The 24,453-nt window shown below is 43.0% G+C and carries 18 protein-coding genes and 1 riboswitch; of the genes, 13 read left to right on the top strand and 5 right to left on the bottom strand.

Annotated features, from left to right (window positions below; translation table 11 throughout):
• Positions 1–29: 29 nt before the first annotated feature.
• Together hemQ and MOJ78_RS19900 are read right to left on the bottom strand one after the other, a co-directional pair.
• Complete coding sequence (gene hemQ, locus MOJ78_RS19905; protein WP_304979062.1) at positions 30–776, bottom strand: hydrogen peroxide-dependent heme synthase; 747 nt, start codon at positions 774–776, stop codon at positions 30–32.
• Between the two features lie 136 nt (positions 777–912).
• Entirely contained in the window at positions 913–1,689 is a 777-nt protein-coding gene (locus tag MOJ78_RS19900) for a sporulation protein (protein ID WP_304979061.1), read from the bottom strand.
• A 216-nt stretch (positions 1,690–1,905) separates the two neighbouring features.
• Here MOJ78_RS19900 and pta point away from each other — a divergent pair, with 216 nt between their 5' ends.
• Positions 1,906–2,883, top strand: coding sequence for a phosphate acetyltransferase (gene pta, locus MOJ78_RS19895; RefSeq protein WP_304979060.1), 978 nt, complete (start codon positions 1,906–1,908; stop codon positions 2,881–2,883).
• A gap of 184 nt (positions 2,884–3,067) precedes the next feature.
• Here pta and MOJ78_RS19890 read toward each other — a convergent pair whose 3' ends face one another.
• A complete protein-coding gene (locus MOJ78_RS19890; RefSeq protein WP_304979059.1) occupies positions 3,068–3,919 on the bottom strand; it encodes an octanoyl-[GcvH]:protein N-octanoyltransferase in 852 nt (283 codons plus the stop codon).
• A 327-nt stretch (positions 3,920–4,246) separates the two neighbouring features.
• Here MOJ78_RS19890 and MOJ78_RS19885 point away from each other — a divergent pair, with 327 nt between their 5' ends.
• The 6 genes from MOJ78_RS19885 to MOJ78_RS19860 all read left to right on the top strand — a co-directional run bounded on the left by MOJ78_RS19885 (position 4,247) and on the right by MOJ78_RS19860 (position 12,131).
• Positions 4,247–5,494 (top strand): dicarboxylate/amino acid:cation symporter, encoded by a 1,248-nt coding sequence (locus MOJ78_RS19885; protein WP_304979058.1) that lies wholly within the window; start codon positions 4,247–4,249, stop codon positions 5,492–5,494.
• A gap of 401 nt (positions 5,495–5,895) precedes the next feature.
• Positions 5,896–7,188: an HD domain-containing protein gene (locus tag MOJ78_RS19880; protein WP_304979057.1), complete on the top strand. Its 1,293-nt coding sequence runs from the start codon at positions 5,896–5,898 to the stop codon at positions 7,186–7,188.
• A gap of 13 nt (positions 7,189–7,201) precedes the next feature.
• The gene (locus MOJ78_RS19875) at positions 7,202–7,711 is read left to right on the top strand and encodes a YwgA family protein (protein ID WP_304979056.1); all 510 of its coding nucleotides are present in this window, start codon (positions 7,202–7,204) and stop codon (positions 7,709–7,711) included.
• A gap of 171 nt (positions 7,712–7,882) precedes the next feature.
• Positions 7,883–8,115: riboswitch (cobalamin riboswitch) on the top strand.
• Positions 8,116–8,289: 174 nt separating this feature from the next.
• On the top strand, positions 8,290–10,536 hold the full coding sequence (locus MOJ78_RS19870; protein WP_304979055.1) for a ribonucleoside-diphosphate reductase subunit alpha: 2,247 nt from the start codon (positions 8,290–8,292) through the stop codon (positions 10,534–10,536).
• A complete protein-coding gene (locus tag MOJ78_RS19865; RefSeq protein ID WP_304979054.1) occupies positions 10,526–11,578 on the top strand; it encodes a ribonucleotide-diphosphate reductase subunit beta in 1,053 nt (350 codons plus the stop codon). The genes MOJ78_RS19870 and MOJ78_RS19865 overlap by 11 nt, the downstream gene beginning before the upstream one ends.
• 136 nt (positions 11,579–11,714) lie before the next feature.
• Entirely contained in the window at positions 11,715–12,131 is a 417-nt protein-coding gene (locus tag MOJ78_RS19860; protein ID WP_304979053.1) for a DnaJ family domain-containing protein, read from the top strand.
• Positions 12,132–12,361: 230 nt separating this feature from the next.
• Here the strand turns inward: MOJ78_RS19860 and MOJ78_RS19855 are convergent, their stop codons facing one another.
• On the bottom strand, positions 12,362–13,672 hold the full coding sequence (locus tag MOJ78_RS19855; RefSeq protein ID WP_304979052.1) for an NCS2 family permease: 1,311 nt from the start codon (positions 13,670–13,672) through the stop codon (positions 12,362–12,364).
• Positions 13,673–13,873: 201 nt separating this feature from the next.
• Between MOJ78_RS19855 and MOJ78_RS19850 the strand changes: the two genes are divergently transcribed.
• Complete coding sequence (locus MOJ78_RS19850; RefSeq protein WP_304979051.1) at positions 13,874–14,425, top strand: YwhD family protein; 552 nt, start codon at positions 13,874–13,876, stop codon at positions 14,423–14,425.
• 234 nt (positions 14,426–14,659) lie between these two features.
• On the opposite strand, the gene MOJ78_RS19845 is transcribed toward MOJ78_RS19850, so the two are convergent.
• Positions 14,660–16,738 (bottom strand): transglycosylase domain-containing protein, encoded by a 2,079-nt coding sequence (locus MOJ78_RS19845; RefSeq protein WP_304979050.1) that lies wholly within the window; start codon positions 16,736–16,738, stop codon positions 14,660–14,662.
• 452 nt (positions 16,739–17,190) lie between these two features.
• Here MOJ78_RS19845 and speE point away from each other — a divergent pair, with 452 nt between their 5' ends.
• The 5 genes from speE to argS all read left to right on the top strand — a co-directional run bounded on the left by speE (position 17,191) and on the right by argS (position 24,219).
• The gene (gene speE / locus MOJ78_RS19840; protein WP_304979049.1) at positions 17,191–18,018 is read left to right on the top strand and encodes a polyamine aminopropyltransferase; all 828 of its coding nucleotides are present in this window, start codon (positions 17,191–17,193) and stop codon (positions 18,016–18,018) included.
• An 11-nt stretch (positions 18,019–18,029) separates the two neighbouring features.
• On the top strand, positions 18,030–18,902 hold the full coding sequence (gene speB / locus MOJ78_RS19835) for an agmatinase (protein ID WP_304979048.1): 873 nt from the start codon (positions 18,030–18,032) through the stop codon (positions 18,900–18,902).
• A gap of 355 nt (positions 18,903–19,257) precedes the next feature.
• Positions 19,258–21,711 (top strand): PAS domain S-box protein, encoded by a 2,454-nt coding sequence (locus MOJ78_RS19830; protein ID WP_304981316.1) that lies wholly within the window; start codon positions 19,258–19,260, stop codon positions 21,709–21,711.
• Positions 21,712–22,117: 406 nt separating this feature from the next.
• The gene (locus MOJ78_RS19825) at positions 22,118–22,552 is read left to right on the top strand and encodes a YwiB family protein (RefSeq protein ID WP_304979047.1); all 435 of its coding nucleotides are present in this window, start codon (positions 22,118–22,120) and stop codon (positions 22,550–22,552) included.
• Positions 22,549–24,219, top strand: coding sequence for an arginine--tRNA ligase (gene argS, locus MOJ78_RS19820; protein ID WP_304979046.1), 1,671 nt, complete (start codon positions 22,549–22,551; stop codon positions 24,217–24,219). The genes MOJ78_RS19825 and argS overlap by 4 nt, the downstream gene beginning before the upstream one ends.
• Positions 24,220–24,453 lie beyond the last annotated feature (234 nt).

The following is a 24,453-nucleotide window of genomic DNA, read 5'->3' as shown; positions in this document are numbered from 1 at the left end:
AGAGGTGCTTGCTAAACGTACATTCAGTTTTATATAGCAAGGTAAGAGCTTACTTTTTCTTTTGGCAGGATGTTCCCGACATAGAAGGAACCAAACTCGCCAAAGCGTGCACTCACTTCATCAAAGCGCATTTCATAAACGAGTTTCTTGAATTGGAGTACATCGTTCGAAAACAAGGTTACTCCCCACTCCCAGTCGTCAAATCCAACTGATCCGGTAATGATTTGTTTAACCTTTCCTGCATAGCCTCGGCCGATCATACCATGCTTGCGCATCATATCACGACGCTCATCCATAGAAAGCATATACCAGTTATCACTGCCTTCACGGCGCTTATCCATAGGGTAGAAGCACACATGGTTCCACTTCGGAAGTGCAGGCTTAAGCCGCCCTTGGATCATCGGGTCTGTTTCCGGATCTACGTCTTTAGAAGCCATATAGTTACTCAATTCAACAACTGAAACATACGAATAGACAGGTAACGTATATTCAGCGAATGTTGTTTTATTGAATGCAGTTTCGATTTCGTTCAGTTCTTCCACAGTAGGGCGGAGAAGCATGATCATAAAGTCAGCTTTTTGTCCTACTATTGAATACAATGCGTGGCTCCCGTTCTTTTGGGCTTCTGTTACTTCCCATTTTTCCAGAAAGGTTAGCAGCTCATTTGTTGCTTGCTCACGCTCTTCACTTGACAAGGCTTTCCATGCAGCCCAATTCATAGTACGGAAATCGTGTAAACAATACCAGCCATCTAATGTTTTGGCAGCTTCGCTCATCACAAGACACTCCTTTTATATAGACTATAAAATGTTTAATTATGCTTTGCCGTTTCTATCATACCACAGTTTGTCCCTGACATTAAAAGCTGACACAAAACCATCAAATTTCGGTCTGGCTGCACAAAAAATGTATTTAAACGTAACGTCGAATGTGGTTTTCGAGTGTTCTTTGCAATGACCCAGTATCCGATACCTCTGCACGAGTAATGGTGAGCATTGATTTTTGCTCATCGACATCGAGTGCTTCCTCTAAAAGCCCGAATAATCCTTTTCCGCGCTTATCAACCTCAATCATTAAACGGACACGATCTTGTTCAGGGAAAAACACGACCTCTAGCTCATCCAAGTCACGGTTGAATGGTCCCGACGTCGGAATGAATTCAAATTCCTGTACGAAAGGTCTGTTATTTTGCAGATGTCTTTTAACATGGACACAACTTGATTTACGGAGTCTGAAACCGAGTTGTTCAATTGCATCCAAAACTTTTTCAGAAAGCTCGGTCGGTTTGATTGTGATATAGTCCTCATCCTTCGGGTCAACAGCTTGTTTGATGTCCAGTCCTGTTTTTAACCATACGGGTGTTTTTCCAATCGTAACGGGAACATCAAGTGGAAGGGGTAACTTAAATGGGATTTTCTTTTGTTCACCCTCTGAAACGGTAATATCCTGAGCAACCTGGAACGAGTCTAGGGTATGAGATTGCGTCACTTTTCGATCATCTACCTCACGAACATATTGAGTCATGAGATAGAGGTTTATTTCATCGATGTGTTGATCGACTTTACCTCCTTTAATCTCGACGACACCCTCAATCGTTTCACCGGCATAAAAAGTGTTCCCTTCCAATTTTGTATCAACAACAGCTGATCCGATTCCAACACTTGCAAGCATACGGTTTACAAATGACATGTAACATTCTCCTCTCAATTTTGAACATACCTTTTCGTTCTCCTATGTTTACGAATTGTCCTTAGAACAGGTTTCAGAAAATCTTCGGAAAATCTCCTTCTTCAAAATTTATCGGTTTCGTGGATGATTAAAAAAGAGTAATCTAGGAAATGTATGGAATAGCTAGTCAAATAATCATTGGTTAGATTTGAAATTAGAAGTAGTAGGAGGGGTACGATGAGTACCATGTTTTCAACAATGGAGTATAGGCTGAAGGCGGCTTACCCGACCATTGTTTTTCCGGAAGGTACAGATGAACGGGTTTTAGAAGCTGCAATTCGTCTTGCGAAAGAAAAAATCCTTAAGCCGATCTTGATCGGGGACAAGGACACAATACAGAAGCGTCTTGAGGAATCTGGTGTGAGTTTGGAGAATGCAGAGATGTTGACACCAGAAACCTACGAGGGCTTTGAGGAACTTGTAAAGATGTTTGTGGAACGTCGAAAGGGTAAAGTGAATGAGCATGAAGCGAGGGAAATTTTACAGGACGTCAATTACTTCGGAACGATGCTCATTTATTCAGGGAAAGCGGATGGTCTCATAAGTGGTGCCGTACATTCCACAGCTGACACGGTTCGCCCGGCATTACAAATTATCAAAACAAAAGAAGGAATCAAACGTACGTCCGGTGCTTTTTTAATGGTAAAAGAGGATGAAAAATATGTGTTTGCCGACTGTGCAATCAATATCAATCCCTCTGCATCGGACCTTGCCGAAATTGCATCAACAAGTGCGGAAACAGCCAGAGTGTTTGGAATCGATCCTAAGGTTGCGTTGCTCAGCTTTTCGACTAAAGGGTCAGCAAAATCGGCTGAGACAGATAAGGTAAGAGAAGCGGTACAGCTGTTAGAAGAACTGGAGATTGATTTTGCTTTTGATGGGGAGCTGCAGTTCGACGCTGCCTTCGTACCGGATGTGGCAGCAAAGAAAGCACCGAAATCGCCACTTAAGGGAAGGGCGAATGTGTTTGTTTTTCCAGGGCTTGAAGCGGGTAATATCGGATATAAAATGGTTCAGCGACTCGGTGGGTATGAGGCGATAGGTCCTGTATTGCAAGGACTCAACAAGCCGGTCAACGACCTTTCAAGAGGCTGTGATGCTGAGGATGTGTACAAGCTCGCGTTGATAACGGCAATGCAGGCATTACAGAGATAATTTAGAAAAGCGAAAGCGCCTAGCTTAGTTGCACTTGTGCTTGTGAGTGCAAGCGCTGGAGATTCTGCAACACAACACGATTTTTGTGTTTGTGGAAGAATCGAGCACCTAGGCGCTGCAGCTAGACAGTACATCTATGCTATAAAATCAAAAACTTACCAAAAACAAAAGCGATGGACTCTATTTAGGAGTTCATCGCTTTTTCATTCCGTTCGACGACACGTTTCAAATAAAAATCATACAGGTTGATCTCGGACACCGATAACTGGGATGAGAGCAGTTCAGCCCCTTGCATTTTTAAAAAGGAGAGAAGCCCTTTCATAAGGTCGGATACTTGAACGGACTTTCCGGTAAGCTCCTCAAGCGATGCCATTACATTCGGATCAACAGATGGGTAGGTGAATTTCGTTTCAGACTCTTGAAGTGCCCGATTGTAAAAACCTTTGACTAATTCAGCTCGTGAAGCTCCAGACCCGTTAACACATAAATAAATCTGTACTGCAACTCCTCCGCGTAAGCGGCGCTGCGAAATGCCAGCGAATTTTTTTCCATCGACGCTCAAATCGAATTTTCCCGGACAATACGAGGTGGCAATTTCCTTTGTATCAAACGTGAGGCCGTATGGGGAAAGCAGGTTTGCCGTCAAGTGTGCCATTGCTTCATACCCGGAATCAATCCCAATTCGCCGTTCTTTTTCTGGAACAACGAGTGAGAGGTTCAAAACCCCTTCATCCAACACGACTGCAAGACCTCCAGAGTTTCGTACAATCACTTCATAGCCTTGGTTCTGTAAAAACTGTAAGCCTTCAGTCAAAAAGGGAACACGACTGTCCTGTATGCCGAGCACGACGGTTTTCGGATGGACCCATGCCCTTACAGTCGGAGGTGCATCTTCACTACCGATCGAGGTGCACAACGTATCATCCATCGCAAACGACTGCAGAGCGTGGAAGGAAGATCCGAGTGTCGATTGATCTATAATACGCCAAGTTGGCTGTTTGAAAAGCTCCGTTATGGAGGAATGCTGCTTAATCATACATCCTACCCCTTTTACTAGTTCAACCGTTTAATTATATCACAATGACTTATGGACATTATATTGGTATGAATGTTGAAAATAAAATGGTTTCATATTGGGGTTTTAGGGAATAAATACGTTAATTCTAATAAAAAAATATAGTTCAGTAGGCTTATTTAACTGTTAGTTTCTAGCAAGGTAGAAATTTACAAACGCTTTCATATCAGTATGTTAACGCGATGAAGGACGAATGAACATACGAATTCCTTGATATTTACATTTGACAAGTATTTAAATGCGTTAGAAAATGTACCGTGGAACATTACATCGATGGGAGGAACGCAGATGAAATTAAGTATAAAAATCGTAATTGGACTAGTTGTAGGTATCGTTCTAGGTATTATACTTAACCTATTTGCACCTGGAGCATTCGAGGTGCTCGATAAATACGTATTCAGCCCAGTAGGGACACTATTTTTGAACCTGATTAAAATGCTTGTAGTCCCGATTGTGTTTTTCTCGATCGCACTTGGTGCAGCGGGAATCGGAGACCCGAAAAAGCTCGGTCGGATCGGTGGGAAGACGATAGGTTATTTTCTGATCACGACGACGATTGCTCTTGCGATTGCACTTTCATTAGCACTTTTGATTCAGCCTGGTGCAGGCGGAGGATTCGATACTGAACAAGCGACCTTTAAGGAAGATTCCGAAAAGCCGCCTGTTGTCGAGACGATCTTGAATATCATTCCGACAAACCCGGTTGACGCAATGGCAAAAGGGGACATGCTGCAAATCATCGCTTTCGCTATTTTTGTCGGCTTTGCAGTGGCAGTTCTGAAGGAAAAGACGAAGACGGTTCATCGGTTTTTAGAAGAAGGTAACGATATTCTCATGTATCTTGTCAATATTGTCATGCTGCTTGCTCCTTATGGTGCATTTGCGTTGATTGCATCTGCGGTCGGAAGCTTCGGACTCGATGCTCTGAAAGCGATGGGGCTTTATTTCGGTACGGTTTTACTAGGCTTATTCATTCATGCGATCCTGACGTATGGAACGGCTGTTTCTACGCTCGGTAAAATGAATCCGATTGCATTCTTCAAAGGGTTTGCTCCAGCTATGTCGGTAGCATTCAGTACGTCCAGCAGCAGCGGCACTTTGCCAGTATCCATGAAAACGGCCCAGGAAAACTTGAAGGTTCCGAAGCAGATCAGCAGCTTCGTTCAACCGCTTGGTGCGACGATCAACATGGACGGTACCGCAATCATGCAGGGTGTAGCTACGGTATTCATCGCGCAGGTTTATGGGGTGGATCTTTCACTGCCTCAGCTGATTACAGTTGTTTTGACCGCAGTGCTTGCTAGTATCGGTACAGCGGGTGTGCCGGGAGTCGGCTTGATTATGCTCGCGATGGTGTTAAAGTCGGTGAATTTACCAGTCGAGGCGATTGGGCTTGTGCTCGGTGTCGACCGTTTACTTGACATGACACGGACTGCAGTCAACATCACAGGAGATGCATCGTGCGCTGTCATTGTGAGTAAGTCGGAAGAGAAGCACGGCGGGAAACCGCAGACAGAACCTGAACTCGATATTTAATGGGAATGGTGACATCCAGAAATTATAAATTCAAAAGTGACCCAGTGGCACAGATCTGCTGCTGGGTCACTTTTGAATTGTTTAGCGTAACTTCTAATAGATATCACAGGAGAAAACACATTCTAGGAGATAGTGTCCTGAAAACGTGCTATTACTTCACAGAGCGATCCGGCGCGGGGCTTTTATTGGTGTAGAAAAAAGCGTTTATAGTAATTGAGTACTTGCAAAACTTATTTTCAAAGTCAGAATAGGCACGGCGAGCAGACTCGAAACAAATCGAATCGTGAGGAAGGTTTTCATTTTGATTTGAAGAATATATAATTTAGATATTGTCGATAAAAAAACATCTACGTTTTCATTATAGAAGGATTTGCGTGTACGAAAGGAGAACGAGACGGAAAATGAGCTACAAGCTGCAACAATTAGAGGAAGAAAAAGTATTTAAAGATCCGGTCCATCGTTATGTCCACGTACGCGATCGATTGATTTGGGACCTGATCGGAACGAAAGAATTTCAAAGGTTACGGAGGATCCGGCAGCTTGGTACGACATTTTTGACGTTTCATGGTGCTGAGCACAGTCGGTTCAGTCACTCACTTGGTGTCTATGAGATTGTACGTCGTATAGTAGAAATCTTTCAAGGGAAGCCCAACTGGAATGATGAGGAACGGTTACTTTGTCTTTCAGCAGCATTGTTGCATGATGTCGGCCATGGTCCTTACTCCCATTCATTTGAAAAAGTATTCGGTTTGGATCATGAACAATTCACCCAACAGATCATCCTCGGGGATACGGAGGTCAACACAGTTTTAAAAAAGGTAGATACTGATTTTCCGAAAAAGGTATCAGAGGTCATCGCAAAAACGTACGAAAATAAACTTGTCGTCAGTATGATTTCAAGCCAAATCGATGCCGACCGAATGGATTACTTGCTACGCGATGCTTATTTTACAGGTGTCAGTTACGGTCAGTTCGATATTGAGCGTATTTTGCGTGTGATGCGCCCGCAGGAGGACCAAGTGGTGATCAAGCAGAGCGGAATGCATGCAGTCGAGGATTATATTATGAGTCGGTATCAGATGTACTGGCAGGTCTATTTTCACCCTGTTACTAGAAGTGCAGAGGTCATTTTATCCAAGATCCTTCATCGTGCCAAGGCGCTATATAAGGAAGGATACACCTTTAAGCTTGAACCGCTCCACTTTATTACTTTATTTAATGGAAAAGTCGACCTAGACGATTACATAAAACTTGATGAAGGTATTATACAATACTACTTCCAAGCGTGGCAGGAGGAAGAGGACGAAATCCTAAGGGATCTGTGTGAACGGTTTTCGAATCGACGACTCTTCAAGTATATGGAGTTTAACCCGACCGTTCATATGAGTGCTTGGCATAAGCTTCATACGTATTTTGTCCAGGCGGGGATCGACCCTGATTATTACCTAGTTGTCGATTCTTCATCAGACCTTCCCTACGATTTTTACCGGCCAGGAGAAGAGGAAGAACGTTTGCCGATACACCTGCTGACGAAATCCGGGGAATACAGGGAGCTTTCGCGGGAATCAACCGTAGTTGAATCGATATCCGGAAAAAAACGGACAGATCATAAGCTTTATTATCCAGCCGACTTAATTGAGAAAATAAAAAATCAAGCATTAAAGAAAAAGATCGGAGAATTTTTAGAATTATAGGAGGGGACTCGGTGTGCTAGAAGATCATGCACGATTGATTGCCTTGTTCGATTATGCGAGGGAAGTAGTGGGGCGTAAGAAGCTGCAGAAGATGGTTTATATCGCCAAAAAATTAAATTTTCCATTTTGTGAAAAGTATCAGTTTCACTTTTACGGACCTTATTCCGAAGAGCTGACATTGCGTGTAGAGGAGCTTTGCAATCTAGGTTTTCTCGAGGAGATGAAGGAGAAGGTTGGAGGCTATTACCAGTATCGTTATGCGCTGACGGAAGAGGGTGGAAGCTTTCTGAAGCATTATGAGCTCGATCTCTCATCGTTAAAGGCATGTGTCACATTAATGAACGAGCAGCCTTCCCGGATTTTAGAGCTGATTTCGACGATTATGTATTTTGACCACCTTCAAAAGGAAGAGATTGCTGAAAAGGTTAAAACCGTTAAACAGAAGCAGAAATATACGGATGAAGAGATTGAAGAAGCGTTCCAATATATTGAAGAGCTTAGAGCGAACATTCCAACTACCTAAAAGATAGTTTAAGAGCTTTGTCAACTAGTATTATCATGGTTGACCGGCTATTATTTTTAAAAGGAAACACTTGACGCACACTATATTTAGTGCGAAAGTAAATATAACAATACAATATGTTGTAATCGATTGACAGGTGAGAGTGAGTTAAGGGAATCGGAATCGTCCGATGTATACGGAAATTCTGCTATTCCAAACCACCTCATAATAGGGAATTTGGTGAAAATCCAGAACTGTCCCCGCAACTGTAATTGTGGACGAACGGATACATACCACTGTATAAGTCAGTCTTAAGAGATAGTTCTTCTTTTTGAACTATTATTTAAGGTAAGGCACTTATATGGGAAGGATCCTAGTAGGAAGAAGCATAAGTCAGTAGACCTGCCTGCTTTCGACCGTTTCAATTCTTCGGGGATTGAGGGCTGAAACGTTGGCGTCAGGACTGGACTGTGGCTTCTATTTCATAAGAAGTCAAAATCATTATGAGTCAATCGTTCGTTTATCCTAATGTCTACGTTTCAACCACTCGATCCCGGGTGGTTTTTTTATTTGGCGAAAACAGTTTAGGAGGAGAGCGTATGACTACACTACCGGTTAAGAAGGAAATCTCAAACGAACTTCAAGGTTTATTGGAAAAACTCACAATTAGATTTCCAGAATTAGATGTAAAAGGGTTTTCTGGCAAGGTTATCGGACAAGCAAATGAAACGAGCATTCAGGGTGATTTGGAGCTTCTCAACCAGCTCATTTTAAATGGACTTTCCAATGTGACCCAGGATGAGCCGGGTTGGACATATGTGTGTGCTGGTTTCTACAGCGAAATCCTATATAGGGAGGCAGCGGAAAATCGTAAAAAAGCAATGGGATACGGGGATTTTTATGGATTGATCGAGCAATTGGTGGCGATGAAAATTTATGATCCTACATTGTTGGAAGCTTATTCTAGGGAAGCGATTGATGAGCTTGAATCTATATTCGTGCCTTCACGAGATGAACAGTTCACCTACGCAGGTTTACGGATGCTTGCCGATCGTTATCTGGCCCGTGATCATGATGGGAGATTATACGAGCTGCCTCAGGAACGGTGGATGATCATTGCGATGACATTGATGATTCCTGAGCCGGAACCGAAACGTCTTAAGCTTGTAAAAGAAGCCTACTGGGCTCTATCGAACCTGTATATGACAGTGGCAACCCCGACTCTCGCAAATGCCGGGAAAGCACACGGCCAGTTAAGCTCTTGCTTTATCGATACGGTTGATGACAGTTTAAGAGGAATTTATGATTCGAACACCGATATTGCGATGCTGAGTAAAGCAGGTGGTGGAATTGGTGTCTACCTCGGAAAAATCCGTAGTAAAGGCTCGGATATTAGAGGATTCAAAAATACATCGAGCGGCGTACTTGCCTGGATGAAGCAACTGAACACGACAGCTGTGAATGTCGATCAACTCGGTCAAAGGAACGGCGCGATTGCTGTCTATTATCCTGTATTCGGTAAAGATATTTTTCCGTTTCTGGATGCGAAATTGAACAATGGAGATGAACGCCAACGGACGCATGATCTTTTTACCGGGGTTGCCATTCCAGATCTTTTTATGGAAAAAGTCGAAAATCGTGAGGAATGGAACTTATTCGACCCACATGAAGTAAAGAACGTCATGGGCTTTGAACTGGACGACTTTTATGATGAGGAAAAAGGTAAGGGCAGCTTTCGGGAGAAGTACGAGCAATGCGTAAGCCATCCGCTTCTCTCGAGGGAATGTGTTCCCGCAATCGAGATTATGAAGCGAATCATGGTCTCTCAGCTTGAAACAGGCGGACCGTTCATGTTCTACAAGGATACGGTGAACCGTTGGAATACAAACCGTCATGAGGGAATCATCTATTGTACGAATTTGTGCACTGAAATCACACAAAATCAATCACCGACAATAGTGGAAGAGGAAACGACAGTCGACGGAAAAATCATTGTTACAAAGCAGCCAGGAGATTTTGTCGTCTGTAATTTATCAAGTCTTTCGCTGGCACGTGTGGTTGAGGATGATGTACTTAAGCGTGTCATTCCAGTTCAAGTACGGATGCTCGATAATGTCATCGACTTGAATTCCACAAAAATCGAGGTGAAACAAGCGGTCCAAACGAATGAAAAATACCGTGCAATCGGCCTTGGGACGTTCGGGTGGCATCATCTGTTAGCAAAGCAGGGAATACGATGGGAGTCAGAGGAAGCAGTCGTTTTCGCTGATCGGCTTTACGAGGACATTCATTATTTGACGGTGAAGGCGAGCGTTGAGCTTGCGGCTGAAAAAAGAGCTTATCCCGTTTTTAAAGGCAGCGATTGGGAATCAGGTCGATACTTTGAAAATAGGGGGTATACGAGTATCAGGTGGAAATCGGTTCAAGAAAAGCTTGCTGATACAGGGATCCGAAACGGCTGGCTACTTGCAGTTGCGCCGAATGCGTCTACCAGTATCATTGCGGGATCGACGGCAAGTATCGATCCAATTTTCCGCAAGCAATATGCCGAAGAAAAGAAAAGTTTTAAAATCCCAGTCACAGCACCAGATTTATCGGCGGAAACTACCTGGTATTACAAAAGTGCCTACGACATCGACCAAAAGTGGAGTATCCGTCAAAATGCCGCGCGTCAGCGTCACATCGACCAATCGGTTTCGTTCAATCTTTATGTTCGTCACGATATAAAGGCAAAAGATTTGCTGGATCTTCACTTGTCTGCATGGCAATCGGGATTAAAAACGACCTACTATGTACGTTCAACTTCCCAAGAGGATTTTGAAGGATGTGATTCTTGTGAAAGCTGATCGTACCTTTGAAAACTTGTCCGAACGGAGGATTTATGCCCCCGATTCGCCAAATGCATCGACACGTATTTTGAATGGGAAGAGCTCGAATGTGTTGAACTGGGATGATGTGAGATACACGTGGGCTTATCCGCTATATAAGCAAATGCTCGCCAACTTTTGGACACCGTTCGAGATCAATATGTCAAGCGATCGGAAACAATATGCGGAGCTATCAGCTGAAGAGCAAGACTCATTTAACAAAATTATTGGGTTACTAGCATTTTTGGATAGCATCCAGACTGATTATGCGAACCGTGTCGCAAATTATTTGACGGACTCCAGTTTAACGGCACTCATGACTGTGTTATCTTTTCAAGAGGTTGTCCACAATCAATCTTATTCATATGTGTTATCGAGCCTAGTTGATAAATCGAAGCAGGATGAAATTTTCGAGTACTGGAAACATGATGGCGTATTACGAGAGCGGAATGAATTTATCATCGATGGATACGAGGGATTTGTAAGCAATCCGACACCTGAAACGTTTTTGCGATCAATCGTCTATGATGTCGTTTTGGAAGGATTGAATTTTTATTCAGGGTTCAGTTTCTTTTACAATCTTGCACGCAACCAAAAGATGGTGTCAACGTCCACGATGATTAATTACATCAACAGGGATGAGCAGCTCCATGTACACCTTTTTACGAAAATTTATCAAGCTGTATGCGACGAATTTTCACTAGATATGCGGGAGGCAAACCATTTTGTCGAGAAAACCTTTATTGAAGCAGCGAATTTGGAGATTAAATGGGGTAACTATATTTTAGGAGATCGATTTGTCGGGATCACGTACTCTGAATTAGATGCTTATATTAAGTTCATCGCAAATAAACGTGTGAATCAGCTTGGAGGAGAGCGGCCTTTTCCAGAACACCGTAAAAATCCAATGCCATGGATAAAGGCGTACGAATCGATTAATGATGGGAAAAGTGATTTCTTTGAGCAGAAGTCCAGACAATATACGAAAGTGTCTGAGGACAATGGGTTTGATGACCTTTAGAAGAGCCTGATACACAGAAAAAGGTCAGCTGAGCTGAAACCTTAATATAAGTTCATGACTTTGCCACAGTTTTGCACGATTATCATACAGGAACATCCCTCTAAAAAGCGTATAAATAAAGTAAGGAGGGATGAATATGAACGAAAATGATGAGTTGTCCAAAAAGCATCACGGTCGTAAGCATCTTTTGGGGGATGAGATCCAATACCAGGATCATATCGGTGAAATCATCAAGCGTGCAGAAAAAGAAGGCGCCTTTGACAACCTGAAGGGCAAAGGAAAGCCGCTCGATCTCGACGGGGATTGGACCTACAATCCAGAGCGTCAGTTGAATAAAGTTTTAAAAGACAATAATGTACTACCTCCGTGGATCCAACTAGACAAGGAAATTGAAAAACGTAAGCTTGAGCTTGCTGAGTATAAAAACGAATACAACATAAGGAAATCTGTTGAAGAGATCAACAAGAAGATTTTCAATTATAATCTGAGCTGTCCGCCGTCAACACAAAAGCGGATGATCAAGCTAGAGGATTATTTACCTGATAGTGAATGATAAAAGGAATGTCCTGCATGCAATCGGAAGCATGCAGGACGTTTTTTACCTCTCGGGTCACTTTAGACCTTTGAAGCTTGGAGCTATTCTTATTGTTATTGAATTTTCAGTTTCGCAGTTTAGTTTCGATTTTCGCAGTTCATTTCGGATTATTGCAGTTATCTGCCTAAATCAAATGACGCCGTACCCGCATAAATGGGATTTGGCGCCATAATAAAATGTTTTCTAGATCAATGCGGTAAAAAGGCGAGCTGGATGAAGAATAATACTGTAAACACCAATACGAGCGGATGAACTTCACGCCATTTTCCTTTTACAATCTTCAGTAACGGATACGAAATAAATCCGAGTGCGATTCCAGTTGCAATGCTGGAGGTTAAAGGCATTGTCAATATGATCAGGAATGCAGGGAATGCTTCATCAAGTGTGTTCCAGTCAATTTTCGCAAGACTGCCGAGCATAAAGCTTCCGACAATGATCAACGTCGGAGCAGTTATCGCAGCAAGTCCGGAAATGGCCTCGACAACCGGTAAAAAGAATGCAGCCAAGATGAATAGTACTGCAACAACCATATTGGTCAAACCAGTACGCCCTCCTGTAGCAACCCCTGAAGAGGACTCGATGTATGCACTTGTCGGGCTTGTCCCGAAAATCGCTCCGACCGATGTTGCAACGGAATCCGCTAATAACGCCTGACGAGCACGTGGCATTTTATTCCCCTTCATCAAACCAGCTTGTTCAGCAACTCCGATCATCGTTCCAGTTGTATCAAAGATCGTGACCAGTAAGAATGAAAAGACGACCGCATATAAACCGTATTGAATGATATCTGTAAAAGCTGCGATCGGACTTCCGAAAATAAACGCTTCAGGAGCAGAAGGCAGCTCGATTGGACTCCCTGTAAAGTCTAATTGACCTGTAAAATATGCGATCACTCCAGTTGCCATCATTCCAAAAAACAATGCACCATTTACATTCAACGCCATCAACACGAGTGTAATCGCAAGTCCGACAAGCGTTAGAATGACGGTAGGTGAGTGAAGGTCTCCGAGTACGACAAGGTTGACCGGGTGTGCAACGATGAGACCTGTCAAACGTAATCCGATAAAAGCAATGAACAATCCAATTCCGGCTGTAATTCCATACTTCAAGTTTGACGGGATTGCTTCGATTAATTTTTCTCTAAATGGAGTCAGTGAAAGAATGACGAATAGGATACCAGAGACGAAAACAGCTCCGAAGGCAACCGTATACGATATATCCCCTCCACCGACGACTGAATATGCGAAGTATGCATTAAGCCCCATTCCAGGTGCGATTGCAATTGGATAATTTGCGAACAAACCCATCCAAAGTGTTCCAATTACAGTTGCAATGATTGTTGCCAAAAAGACTGCATTGAATGGTGCACCTGCATCACTTAGTATGACTGGGTTCACTACGATAATATAAACCATTGTTAAAAACGTTGTTAAACCAGCTATCAATTCGGTTTTAAACGTTGTTTCATTCTCTTCTAGTTTAAAAAATCTTGATATCATAAGAAAATACCCCCAAATACGAACATTTATATGACGCAACCAATATAATATTCGCTTTCTATGATAAATGCAAGGGAATCCCATAAAAGTTTATTCGATTTCATTTTCATCCAGTATGCACACTTCAGCCTTTTTCCAACGACCCTTAGTATGATAAGATAAAATCAAATCATTCGTCTGTAACTTTAGGAGGTTTTGAACGTGAAAGATCTCTTCAATAATAACAACAATAAAAAAAATGAAAACAAGCCAAAAGCGAAGCAAGGCTTCACAATTTTAAGCGGTGACTCTACGGATGGTCATGGTGGCTATGGTGTAGGGACGATCAGTTTGAATAATCTGACCCCGGTGTTCGTCAATCCAGAGGATGAGGAAGTATTCATCGATATGGGCGCCCTGCATGCCCGGAGTTCTGTAGAAAAACGAATAAAGTTCACATCAAATCGAGAGGATGCTCCGAACCCGAAGCTGTACTGGCTGGTTTGGGTGATGGTTGATGCCTCAGGTGAAGGTCCACACTACGCAGGTCTTGGAGGCTGTGAGCTCCAAATTGATGCGGAAGCAAGAAGAGGCTACAAAAGCATGCCAGAGCATGTCAACAATATGGATAAGGCTATGAAAAAGCGCATCGTCGTCAATCATATGGATGCCAAATCGAAGCAACTGTTAAAACAATTCCTAATTGACCATAATGAGGAATTTTGGACTCAATCCAGCGATGAATTAAAAGGGGCACTTTCAGAGAACGATTAATTCTAGAATGTCTAGAGCTGTTTTTTCGTGTTTTTGAACCTTTTTTGAACAATGGCTGAAAGGTCTGTGCGATAGCTTCAATTTGGAGTAAACTTAAGTTAATCTTTTTTACACACAATTTACTAGGACACGAAAGCGGGGCTGACTCATAATGGGTTAGCCCCGTTTTCATTTATTGGTAAGACATTACATGGAAATAACCGAGCCCAGCTACTTGGTTTACTTCAGCCCCAATCAGTCGCCTTTTAACCAATTCCAAATTCCCTTGAACAACCCAGCGTCCTCTTTTTTCAAATTCTCACGAGTGTTATCTTTTTCCTGATGCTGGTTTGGCAAGTGTTCCTTACAATATTCAGTCGGTTCTGTTCCGGCGATGTAGTATGAAAGCCTTTTGACCGGACAATCCTCTGTCGCGAGTAATCCATTATCCGGGTTGACGTAAACGCCGACAACGCCATCGGGTTTTTGAAATTTTCCTACTGGTGTATCCTCTAACGCATCATCCATAAAATGAGCCCAGATGTTCTTTGAATACAACATATCATTGAATGGATGAATCTGTTTTCCTTTGTCATACCCAGTCCAAACCCCGGTAACGAGCTTCGGAGTATAGCCGATCACCCAGCTATCATAATTCGTCGTCCCGGTTTTGCCAGCTGTTGGCCGTGTAATCAGGTGGCTGACCGACGCACCAGTGACTCTCGAATAGTCGTTCAACCGTTCATCAAATACGCCGCGTAAAAGGTCTGTCATCACGTAAGCATATTTAGGTTCGATGATTTGAGTCTCTTCGGTCTCTCGTTCATAGATCACGTCTCCTTTGTAATCGACGATCTTTGTAATGAAACCAGGCTCGGCCCTTTTTCCATTGTTAGCAAAGACACCATACGCAGACACCATTTCAAGTACTCCGACCGGCTTTGTACCTAGGGCAAGCGACGGGATCGGGGCAAGCTTACTTTCGATACCGAGCTTTTTCGCCGCATCAACAAGTTTTTCAGGTCCAACGAACAGATTGGTTTTTACCGCGTATACGTTGTCAGATAATGCCACTGCTTGTGCCATCGTAATGTCATCGTTTGCATAAAGGTTTCCAAAGTTCTGTGGGGTATAGCTTTTTGCTTCACTGGTCCGGAATGTCGTTTCTTCACTTCGTAAAACGGTCGAAGGTGTAAATCCATTTTTAAGTGCTGCATAATATAAAAATGGTTTGAATGTTGATCCCGGTGCACGCCTTGCCTGGGTTGCCCGGTTGTAAGAGCTCTCAGCGTACGACCTTCCTCCGACCATCGCCTTTACGTTCCCGGATCTCGGGTCCATCGCAACGAGAGCAACTTGGATGCTTGACGTATTCGGGATCACTTTTTCAACCCATTGCTCCGCCTTTTTCTGCATGTCTGCATCAAGCGTCGTATAGACATGATAGCCCCCGAGCTTCACTTTATCCTTATCAATTCCTATTTCGTTTTTAAGAATATACTCGACCGAATCTTGAAAATAAGAGGCCTTATCTTTTGGTAACGAGCTTTTTCCAATGATTTCAAGCGGTTGTTGATAGGCCACTTCTGCTTGTTTACGAGTGATTTTATCCGTATCGACCATCGCATCGAGGACAATTTGCTGACGTTCCTTTGACTTTTTAAAATGGTCGACTGGACTATAGTAGGAAGGGCCCTTTGGAACCCCGGCGAGCAAACTGGCTTCCGCAATGTTCAGATCTTCGGAAGACTTTCCAAAATAATACCTGGCTGCGGCTTCAATCCCGTAATTTCCGTGCCCGTAGTAAATCGTATTTAAATAACCTTGGAGAATTTCATCTTTCGTATAATTGGCCTCAATTCTCGCAGTATAATAAGCTTCCTTCAGCTTTCGTTCCCACGTTTTATCCGGAACTAAAAATAGATTCCGAGAGTATTGCTGGGTAATCGTACTTGCTCCTTGAACCTTTGCCCCTGCTTTTATATCTGCAATTAAGGCAGCGGCGATCCTTTTATAATCAAATCCATTGTGCTCGAAAAATCCTCTATCCTCAATTGCAATGGTGGCATCGATCATGTTAGGTGAAACGTCGTCAAGCTTGACCCAGTATCGGTTGTGGCCAGATGGTTCATTTTCGCCGATAATCGTTCCGTCTGCACCATAAAAAACCGTTGTCTGTGGGACTTGCAACGGCGGTGGACCGAGTATATGTATATAGATTAAAAAAGCCATGCCGATTAAAACGATCGGAAGGGAAAATAATAATAGGGTACGAAGCCAAAGCCAGACCCATCTCCACGTTTTCATCAAGCCATCGGCGGTTATGATTTCCATAAGGCAAATCCCCCTCCTTATCCTTTTACTAGTATGGGAGGGTTTCGCCATTTCTAAACGGTGGAATTGTGATATATAAGCCTCTTAATGCGCCTTTGATCAAATTTTATGTCATTTTTACTACCCGTGGCCGAATTAATTGGATTCGCGGCCGAATTATCGGAAATAGACCCTGCCAAGGGTTGTTTTTTCCCTAATATATGTCGATGCGGAACCGCAAACTATCAAAAATAGACGAGGGGCACATAAAGTAGTTGAAAAAATCACCGATTCGAGTATACTTTTCTTGCACGTTATGAAAATAAGAGATAATGTTCCGCTGAAGTACGGGCGAAATCAACACATACGACCAGTTGATATTCACTTGCTCGAATACGACAGGTGGACTATGTTAAAATGCTTAAATAAGTTTCAAATAGACCGTCTATTAAAATAAATTTGAGGTGATCCACATGGAATTATGGTATACAGAAAAGCAAACGGAAAAGTTTGGAATTACCGCCAAAATAAAACGGACTCTACATACAGAGCAAACCGATTTTCAACGGCTCGACATGATTGATACAGAAGAATTCGGAAATATGCTCGTTCTCGATGGAATGGTGATGACAACCGAAAAGGATGAATTCGTCTATCATGAAATGGTCGCTCATGTTCCGCTTTTCACCCATCCTGAGCCAAAGCATGTCCTTGTAGTCGGTGGAGGAGACGGCGGTGTCATTCGTGAGGTCTTAAAGCATCCTTCCGTAGAAAAAGCAGTGCTCGTTGAGATTGATGGAAAAGTCATCGAGTATTCGAAAAAGTATTTGCCTGGAATCGCTGGTGATCTCGATGATCCGCGTGTCGAAGTGAAGGTGGATGACGGATTCATGCATATCGCTAAAAGTGAAAACGCCTATGATGTCATCATGGTTGATTCGACAGAACCAGTCGGCCCGGCGGTCAAGCTATTTGAAAAGGGGTTTTATGAGGGGATTTCTAAAGCGTTAAAAGAAGAAGGGATATTGGTCGCGCAGACAGACAATCCTTGGTTCAAGGCAGATCTGATTTCCCAAGTTTTTCGCGATGTGAAGGAAATATTCCCGATAACTCGCTTGTATACAGCGAACATTCCTACGTACCCAAGCGGCCTTTGGACGTTTACGATTGCCTCGAAAAAATACGATCCATTGAAAGTGGAAGCCGATCGCTTTGTTGAAATCGATACGAAATATTATACGAAAGAGCTTCACGCTGCATCCTTTGCACTGCCAAGGTTTGTCCGTGAACTCGTCGAATAGGAGGGTCTTTCATGCGTTTTGAAGAGGCATACTCAGGTAATGTGTTTATTAAAAGTCATCCGAGTATAGAAGAAAGTAAGGCTGTCATTTACGGGGTGCCGATGGACTGGACGGTCAGCTTCCGACCGGGCTCACGCTTTGGTCCTGCACGAATTCGTGAGGTTTCATTAGGTCTAGAAGAATACAGCCCATACTTGGATCGAGTTTTAGAGGATGTAAACTATTATGATGCGGGAGATATTCCTCTGCCGTTCGGAAACCCGCAAAAAAGTATTGATATGATCGAGGAATACGTCACTAAAATCCTCGATGCCGGGAAGTTCCCGCTAGGAATCGGCGGCGAGCATCTCGTATCATGGCCAATTTTTAAAGCATTGCATAAAAAGTACGACGACTTCGCAATCATTCATATCGATGCCCATGCCGACCTAAGAGAGGAATACGAAGGCGAGCCACTCTCACACTCGACACCGATCCGAAAAGCGTGTGAATTGATTGGACCGGAAAATGTATACTCGTTTGGTATCCGATCCGGCATGCAGGAGGAATTTCAATATGCTAAAGAATCGGGAATGCATATGACGAAATTCGATGTAGCGGAACCGTTGAAGAAAACCTTACCTAAGATAAAAGGGCGAAATGTGTATGTAACGATCGATATTGATGTACTCGATCCGGCCCACGCACCAGGAACAGGTACAGCTGAAGCTGGCGGTATCACTTCAAAAGAGCTGCTTGAGGCGATTCACTTAATTGCAAACTCAAATGTCAACGTCATCGGTGCCGATCTTGTCGAGGTTGCACCAATCTATGATCCGACAGAACAAACACCGATCGCTGCCAGCAAGTTTATCCGCGAAATGCTGCTTGGATGGGTGAAATGACGGTATCGACCTTTAAGGCAGATGAGCTCTAACTGAAAATCAGAAAAATGAGGCTGACTCAGAGTGTAATAAAGACTGACACCTGCTATGTGGCGGGGATCAGGTACACGATGGGTCAGTCTACTTTTTGATTCGTTTTAAATCTATTCCACCCCGTGCAGGACAATGTGCCTAATTAAAAGTGGTAAAAAATGTTGGTTATCTCGACAAATAAAGGAAAAAGCTGTCTAAAGGTCTAATATTTAGATTAGAAGAGTTTTAATTAGAGATGTGTTCAAAAGGGGTAATGGAATCCATGAGTCCGGTCTGATCCTTTTTGAACAACCTTTTAAAGGAGAAGTGTATAGTGGAACGGATGTCAGCGGTATCGTTAGAGTTTGATCAATCCCTTTTGGACTGCATTACGGATGGGTTTATCCAGTTGGACAATGACTCTAGGATTGTCTATGCGAATCAAGCTATGATGGATTTACTAGAGACCGATTATAGGGAATTAATCGGGGAGAAGGTTACACACTTTTTTCCTGTCATAGAATTCAATTCAATAAATAATGGGGAGTGGCAGCATTCAGTTGCTTTGAAACCGAATCAAACAGGCCTTGATGTTTCTGTCTGTTACTACCTAAGAGAGAATGGTAGGATTGACGTCTTATCAAAAATACAATGTGAACTGAACAACCCAACGTTTCTTGCGGATTTTGCAGCGGATAAGATAGCCATTCATGATCTCGAGGGTCGTTATATTTATGCCTCGCCATCTATCCATAAGCTTTACGGGTATAAGGTCCAAGGTTTGATTGGGAAGTTAGATGTCGATTACGTGCATCCAGAGGATCGCACGAAAATCCTTGATAATTTTGAGAAGTTAAAAAAAGCCGGTGAAACCCCACCGATTGAATATAGAATGTTGCATTCTAATGGGGAGTACCGATGGAGTGAATCGACTTGCAAAATCATTCCATTCCACACTAATGGCATCGCGGTATTATCAATTACACGTGATATCCATGAGCGAAAGCTGAATGAACAGCTGATTGAACGGACCTATCAGCAATATGAATCATTATTTTATCAAAACTCGGTTCCCATCTTTTCAATTGATCTAGAAGGTACGATTATCGATGTAAATCCTGCAGTAGTCGCGGCAATTGGCTATAAAAAGGAAGAGTTGATCGGTAAAAGCTTTGAGAAGCATCTATTGTCTTCGAAGGATCGGGCAGCGATCATCTGTTTAGAGGAGGTTAAGAAAGGGAGAAGGGTCTCTTGTGAGATGCTTTTAAAACCGAAATCGGGTAAGGACATCGAGTTTCATTTCCGTCACATTCCGATTTTTATCGATGGGAAGCTCTCTGGTGCGTACGGAGTCGCAAGGAACATTTCCGACCTAAAAAGGACTCAGGAGGCGCTTCAGGAATCTGAACATCGGTATCGTCAACTAGTTGAAAATTCACCAGACCCGATCTGTCTTCATGATTCAAATCGAATCGTCTATGTGAACGATGTCGCTATCAAAATGCTCGGTGTAAAAAACAAACAGGATGTAATCGGAAAGGAAATCTCAAAATTCATTCATATTCAGCATCAGGTTGAGTCTAGAGAACGTGTTCAACATGTGATGGGCGGGCTTCGCTTTGAACGATTGTTTCCGATGAAAATCGTTCGCCCTGATGGGGATATTCTTGAAATGGAAGGGAAATCGATCCCGATTAAGCATAAAGGCAAAACGTATGTTCTAGCTGTGTTCAGGGATGAAACCGAAAAGAATCGTGCGAAAAGATCGTTACAACAAAGTGAACGCCGCTACCGGTCTCTTTTTCAACATAATCCTGATGGAATTTATTCTATCAATTTAAAAGGGGAACTGACGAGTGTCAACCCCGCAATTGAAAAAATAACAGGGTATACGAAGGAAGAACAAATCGGAAAATCATACACGGATTTTCTTTTACCAGAGGAAAGAACTGAAATCGTAACAAATTATAAACAGATCTTTAAAGGAAAGCCGATTGAATTTGAGAAACGGATGCTGCGTAAAGATGGCGTAATCATAAATGTCAGAGTAATAGGTTTCCCAATGATCGTAGACAATATCATTATTGGCATGTATGGCATTTTAAGGGACATTTCAGATGAAAAGCGTTCTGAGGAGATGCTAAGAAGGTCCGAAAAACTGACAGTCGTTGGGGAGCTTGCAGCTGCAGTCGCACATGAAATCCGAAATCCGTTAACATCAATAAAAGGTTTTATTCAAATGATGAGGCTTGGGCTCGGTGCGAAGGAACAGTATTATCAAATTATCTTATCAGAAATGGATCGAATCGAACTGATCATCAGTGAACTTCTCGTTTTAGCCAAGCCGCAAAGTATCAGCTATGAAAAGAAACCAATCGGTTCGATGATTCGCCATGTCCTGAAGCTTCTTGAAGGACAGGCCAACATGAACAATATTCGCTTCGTAACAGACCTTGAAGCGGCGAACGAAGAAATTGAGTGTGAGGAAAACCAAATCAAGCAGGTATTCATCAATCTGATCAAAAATGCAATTGAGGTTATGCCAGATGGAGGGAAGATCTATATCAGCTGCAAGAAAACCGACACAGGGCAGTTATTGATCCGGATTCGAGACCAAGGTCCTGGAATTCCAAAAGAGCTGTTGACCAGACTAGGTGAGCCGTTTTATACAACGAAGGAAAAAGGTACCGGCTTAGGGCTGATGATCAGTTTCAAAATTATTAAGGATCACAAAGGATCGATTCAATTTTCAAGTAGTGAGCAGGACGGAACAACGGTTGACATCCTGCTCCCCTAAATGGGCCCCTATTCTATAAGGGCTTCTACATTTACACGTGTATCATCGATGAAAAATAGAAATAAGCTGACCATAAATCAGGCGAAACGCTGATAGATCGAAATTAACAGTCGAGACGAGTCCATTTCATATAAAAGCCGCCTTCTTATACTGGATGACCCTTCCTTTTTCCCGACTGGCTTGGAAAAGAAAGGGTTTTTTTTATGTTCAGAGAGTTTAAAAAAAGTATTAGTTCATTTTAGGATGAGCCTACGCCAAGGCTTGGCTTTACAGAGTTTTCTTTGTTATAATAGCAAGGTTAAAGAAGGCGTGTACAGGAACGGCTTACAGAAATTTTGTTAATCATCAGGTAACCAATGAACGCCACTTATACAAATTGAACACCACTAAAGGGGATGTGAACGGCTTGGACGATTCAACACCCATAACTATATCGCTGCATTCAATCTCTGATCAATCAGGGGAACAGGAAGAAATCCGGTTTTCTGCTCCAGGAACGTTGTATCAGAAGGAATCGGCTACATATGTACGTTACGAGGAAGTTATAAACGAAACGGACAAGGTGAACACTACGATTAAAATAACGGACGGGGATGCCACCATTATTCGACGCGGAGCAGTCTCGATGCGGCAGCAGTTCATACAAGGTGAACAGACCGATGGGACATATGGAAGCTTGTATGGACCGATCAAAATCGGGACGGACACCAAATCGATGGACTTCAAGTGGGATGAAAGGACAAAGGTCGGAGCTCTTTCACTCGAGTACCGCGTATTATTTGAAGGCGAAGAGACCGGAAACCACCAATTGTCAATCAGGCTGAAAGGGGAAAGAACATGAACATCGTTGAACAAGTACAAAGAAAATTGAAAACGGAAATTGCTGAGGCGGTTTTAAAAGCCGGATTGGCATCTAAAGAGGAACTCCCAGAGGTTGTTCTTGAGCTTCCGAAAAATAAAGAGTACGGTGACTACGCAACCAATATGGCGATGCAGCTCGCACGAATCGCCAAAAAGGCGCCACGCCAGATTGCAGAGGAATTGGTCGCCAGCTTTGACCGTTCGAAAGCGTCGATTGAGAAAATTGAAATTGCAGGGCCAGGGTTTATCAATTTTTACCTAGATAATCACTATTTGACCGAATTGATTCCAGCCATCATTCAATCTGGAGAGGAGTATGGTGAGACAAACGAGGGCAAGGGTAAGAAGATCCAGATCGAGTTCGTTTCCGCCAACCCGACTGGAAGCCTGCACCTCGGCCACGCACGTGGAGCGGCAGTAGGGGATACGCTGTGTAATCTGTTAGATAAAGCAGGCTTTGACGTTTCAAGGGAATATTATATCAACGATGCAGGTAATCAGATACATAACCTCGCTCTTTCGATTGAAGCACGGTACTTTGAACAGCTCGGTAAAGAGGTGCAAATGCCTGAGGATGGCTATTACGGCAAGGATATCATCGGGTTTGCAAAGGAAATTGTCGATCAAGACGGAGATAAGTACGTTGAACTAAATCAAGAGGAGCGCTTGCGGTTTTTCCGGGAGTTCGGTTTGAAAAAAGAGCTTGAGAAAATTCAAAAGGATCTGGCTGATTTCCGTGTTGACTTCGATGAGTGGTATTCTGAAACATCTCTTTATACTTCTGGTAAAATCGATCAGGCACTGGAATTGCTGAACAGTAAGGGAGTCACCTACGAGAAGGACGGGGCTACCTGGTTCAAGACGACCGATTTTGGCGATGATAAAGACCGTGTTTTAATTAAGAACGACGGAACCTACACCTACCTGACGCCAGACATTGCCTATCATTTTGACAAGCTGCAGCGTGGATTTGAAACGGTGATCAACATTTGGGGTGCGGACCATCACGGTTATATTCCACGGATGAAGGCGGCATTTGAGGCGCTCGGATATAATCGAGAACAGCTGGAGATTCAGATTATACAGCTCGTCAGCCTGTTCCAAAATGGCGAGAAAGTGAAAATGAGTAAGCGGACCGGAAAAGCGGTGACTTTGAGGGAATTGATGGAGGAAGTCGGTATTGATGCAATGCGTTATTTCTTTGCAATGCGAAGCTCGGATTCCCATCTTGATTTTGATATGGACCTAGCCGTTTCGCATTCGAATGAAAATCCAGTCTATTACGTACAATATGCACATGCACGGGTATGCAGCATGCTTCGTCAAGGTGCGGATAAAGGCTATACGTATGATGGGCAGGTTGATCTTTCTCCAATCCAGTCGGAAAAAGAATATGACTTGTTGAAAAAGCTCGGCGAGTTTCCAGTTGCTGTAACAGAAGCAGCCCTGACACTTTCGACCCATCGTATGACTAATTATTTATTTGAATTAGCCTCAACGTTACACAGCTTTTACAATGCTGAACGGGTATTGGACGATGAAAATCCAGATCAAAGTAATGCGCGGTATGCTCTCATGAAGGCTGTTCAACAAACGCTTCAGAACGGACTGAAGCTGATCGGCGTTTCTGCTCCAAAGAAAATGTAAATACTATTTTAGGGTGACTCAGACAAGGGGATGTTTGATGATAATTCATTTCTTCCACTGTTCGGGCCACCCTTTTTTGGAGGGTTGGCCAATTGGTGATTATCAGATCGCTAAACTTAAAAAAGGGACCATCAGGATAGGGGCTACTGTGAAAGTTGCGGCATTAACTGCGAAAATCAAAAATAAACTGCGAAATTGAAATAATAACTGCGACGTCAAAAATTAACTGCGAAA

Origin of the sequence: Alkalihalobacillus sp. AL-G (assembly GCF_030643805.1) — a bacterium.
GTDB lineage: Bacteria > Bacillota > Bacilli > Bacillales > Fictibacillaceae > Pseudalkalibacillus.
Note: the sequence above shows the minus strand (reverse complement) of the source record. Positions and strands in the feature narration are given on the sequence as shown.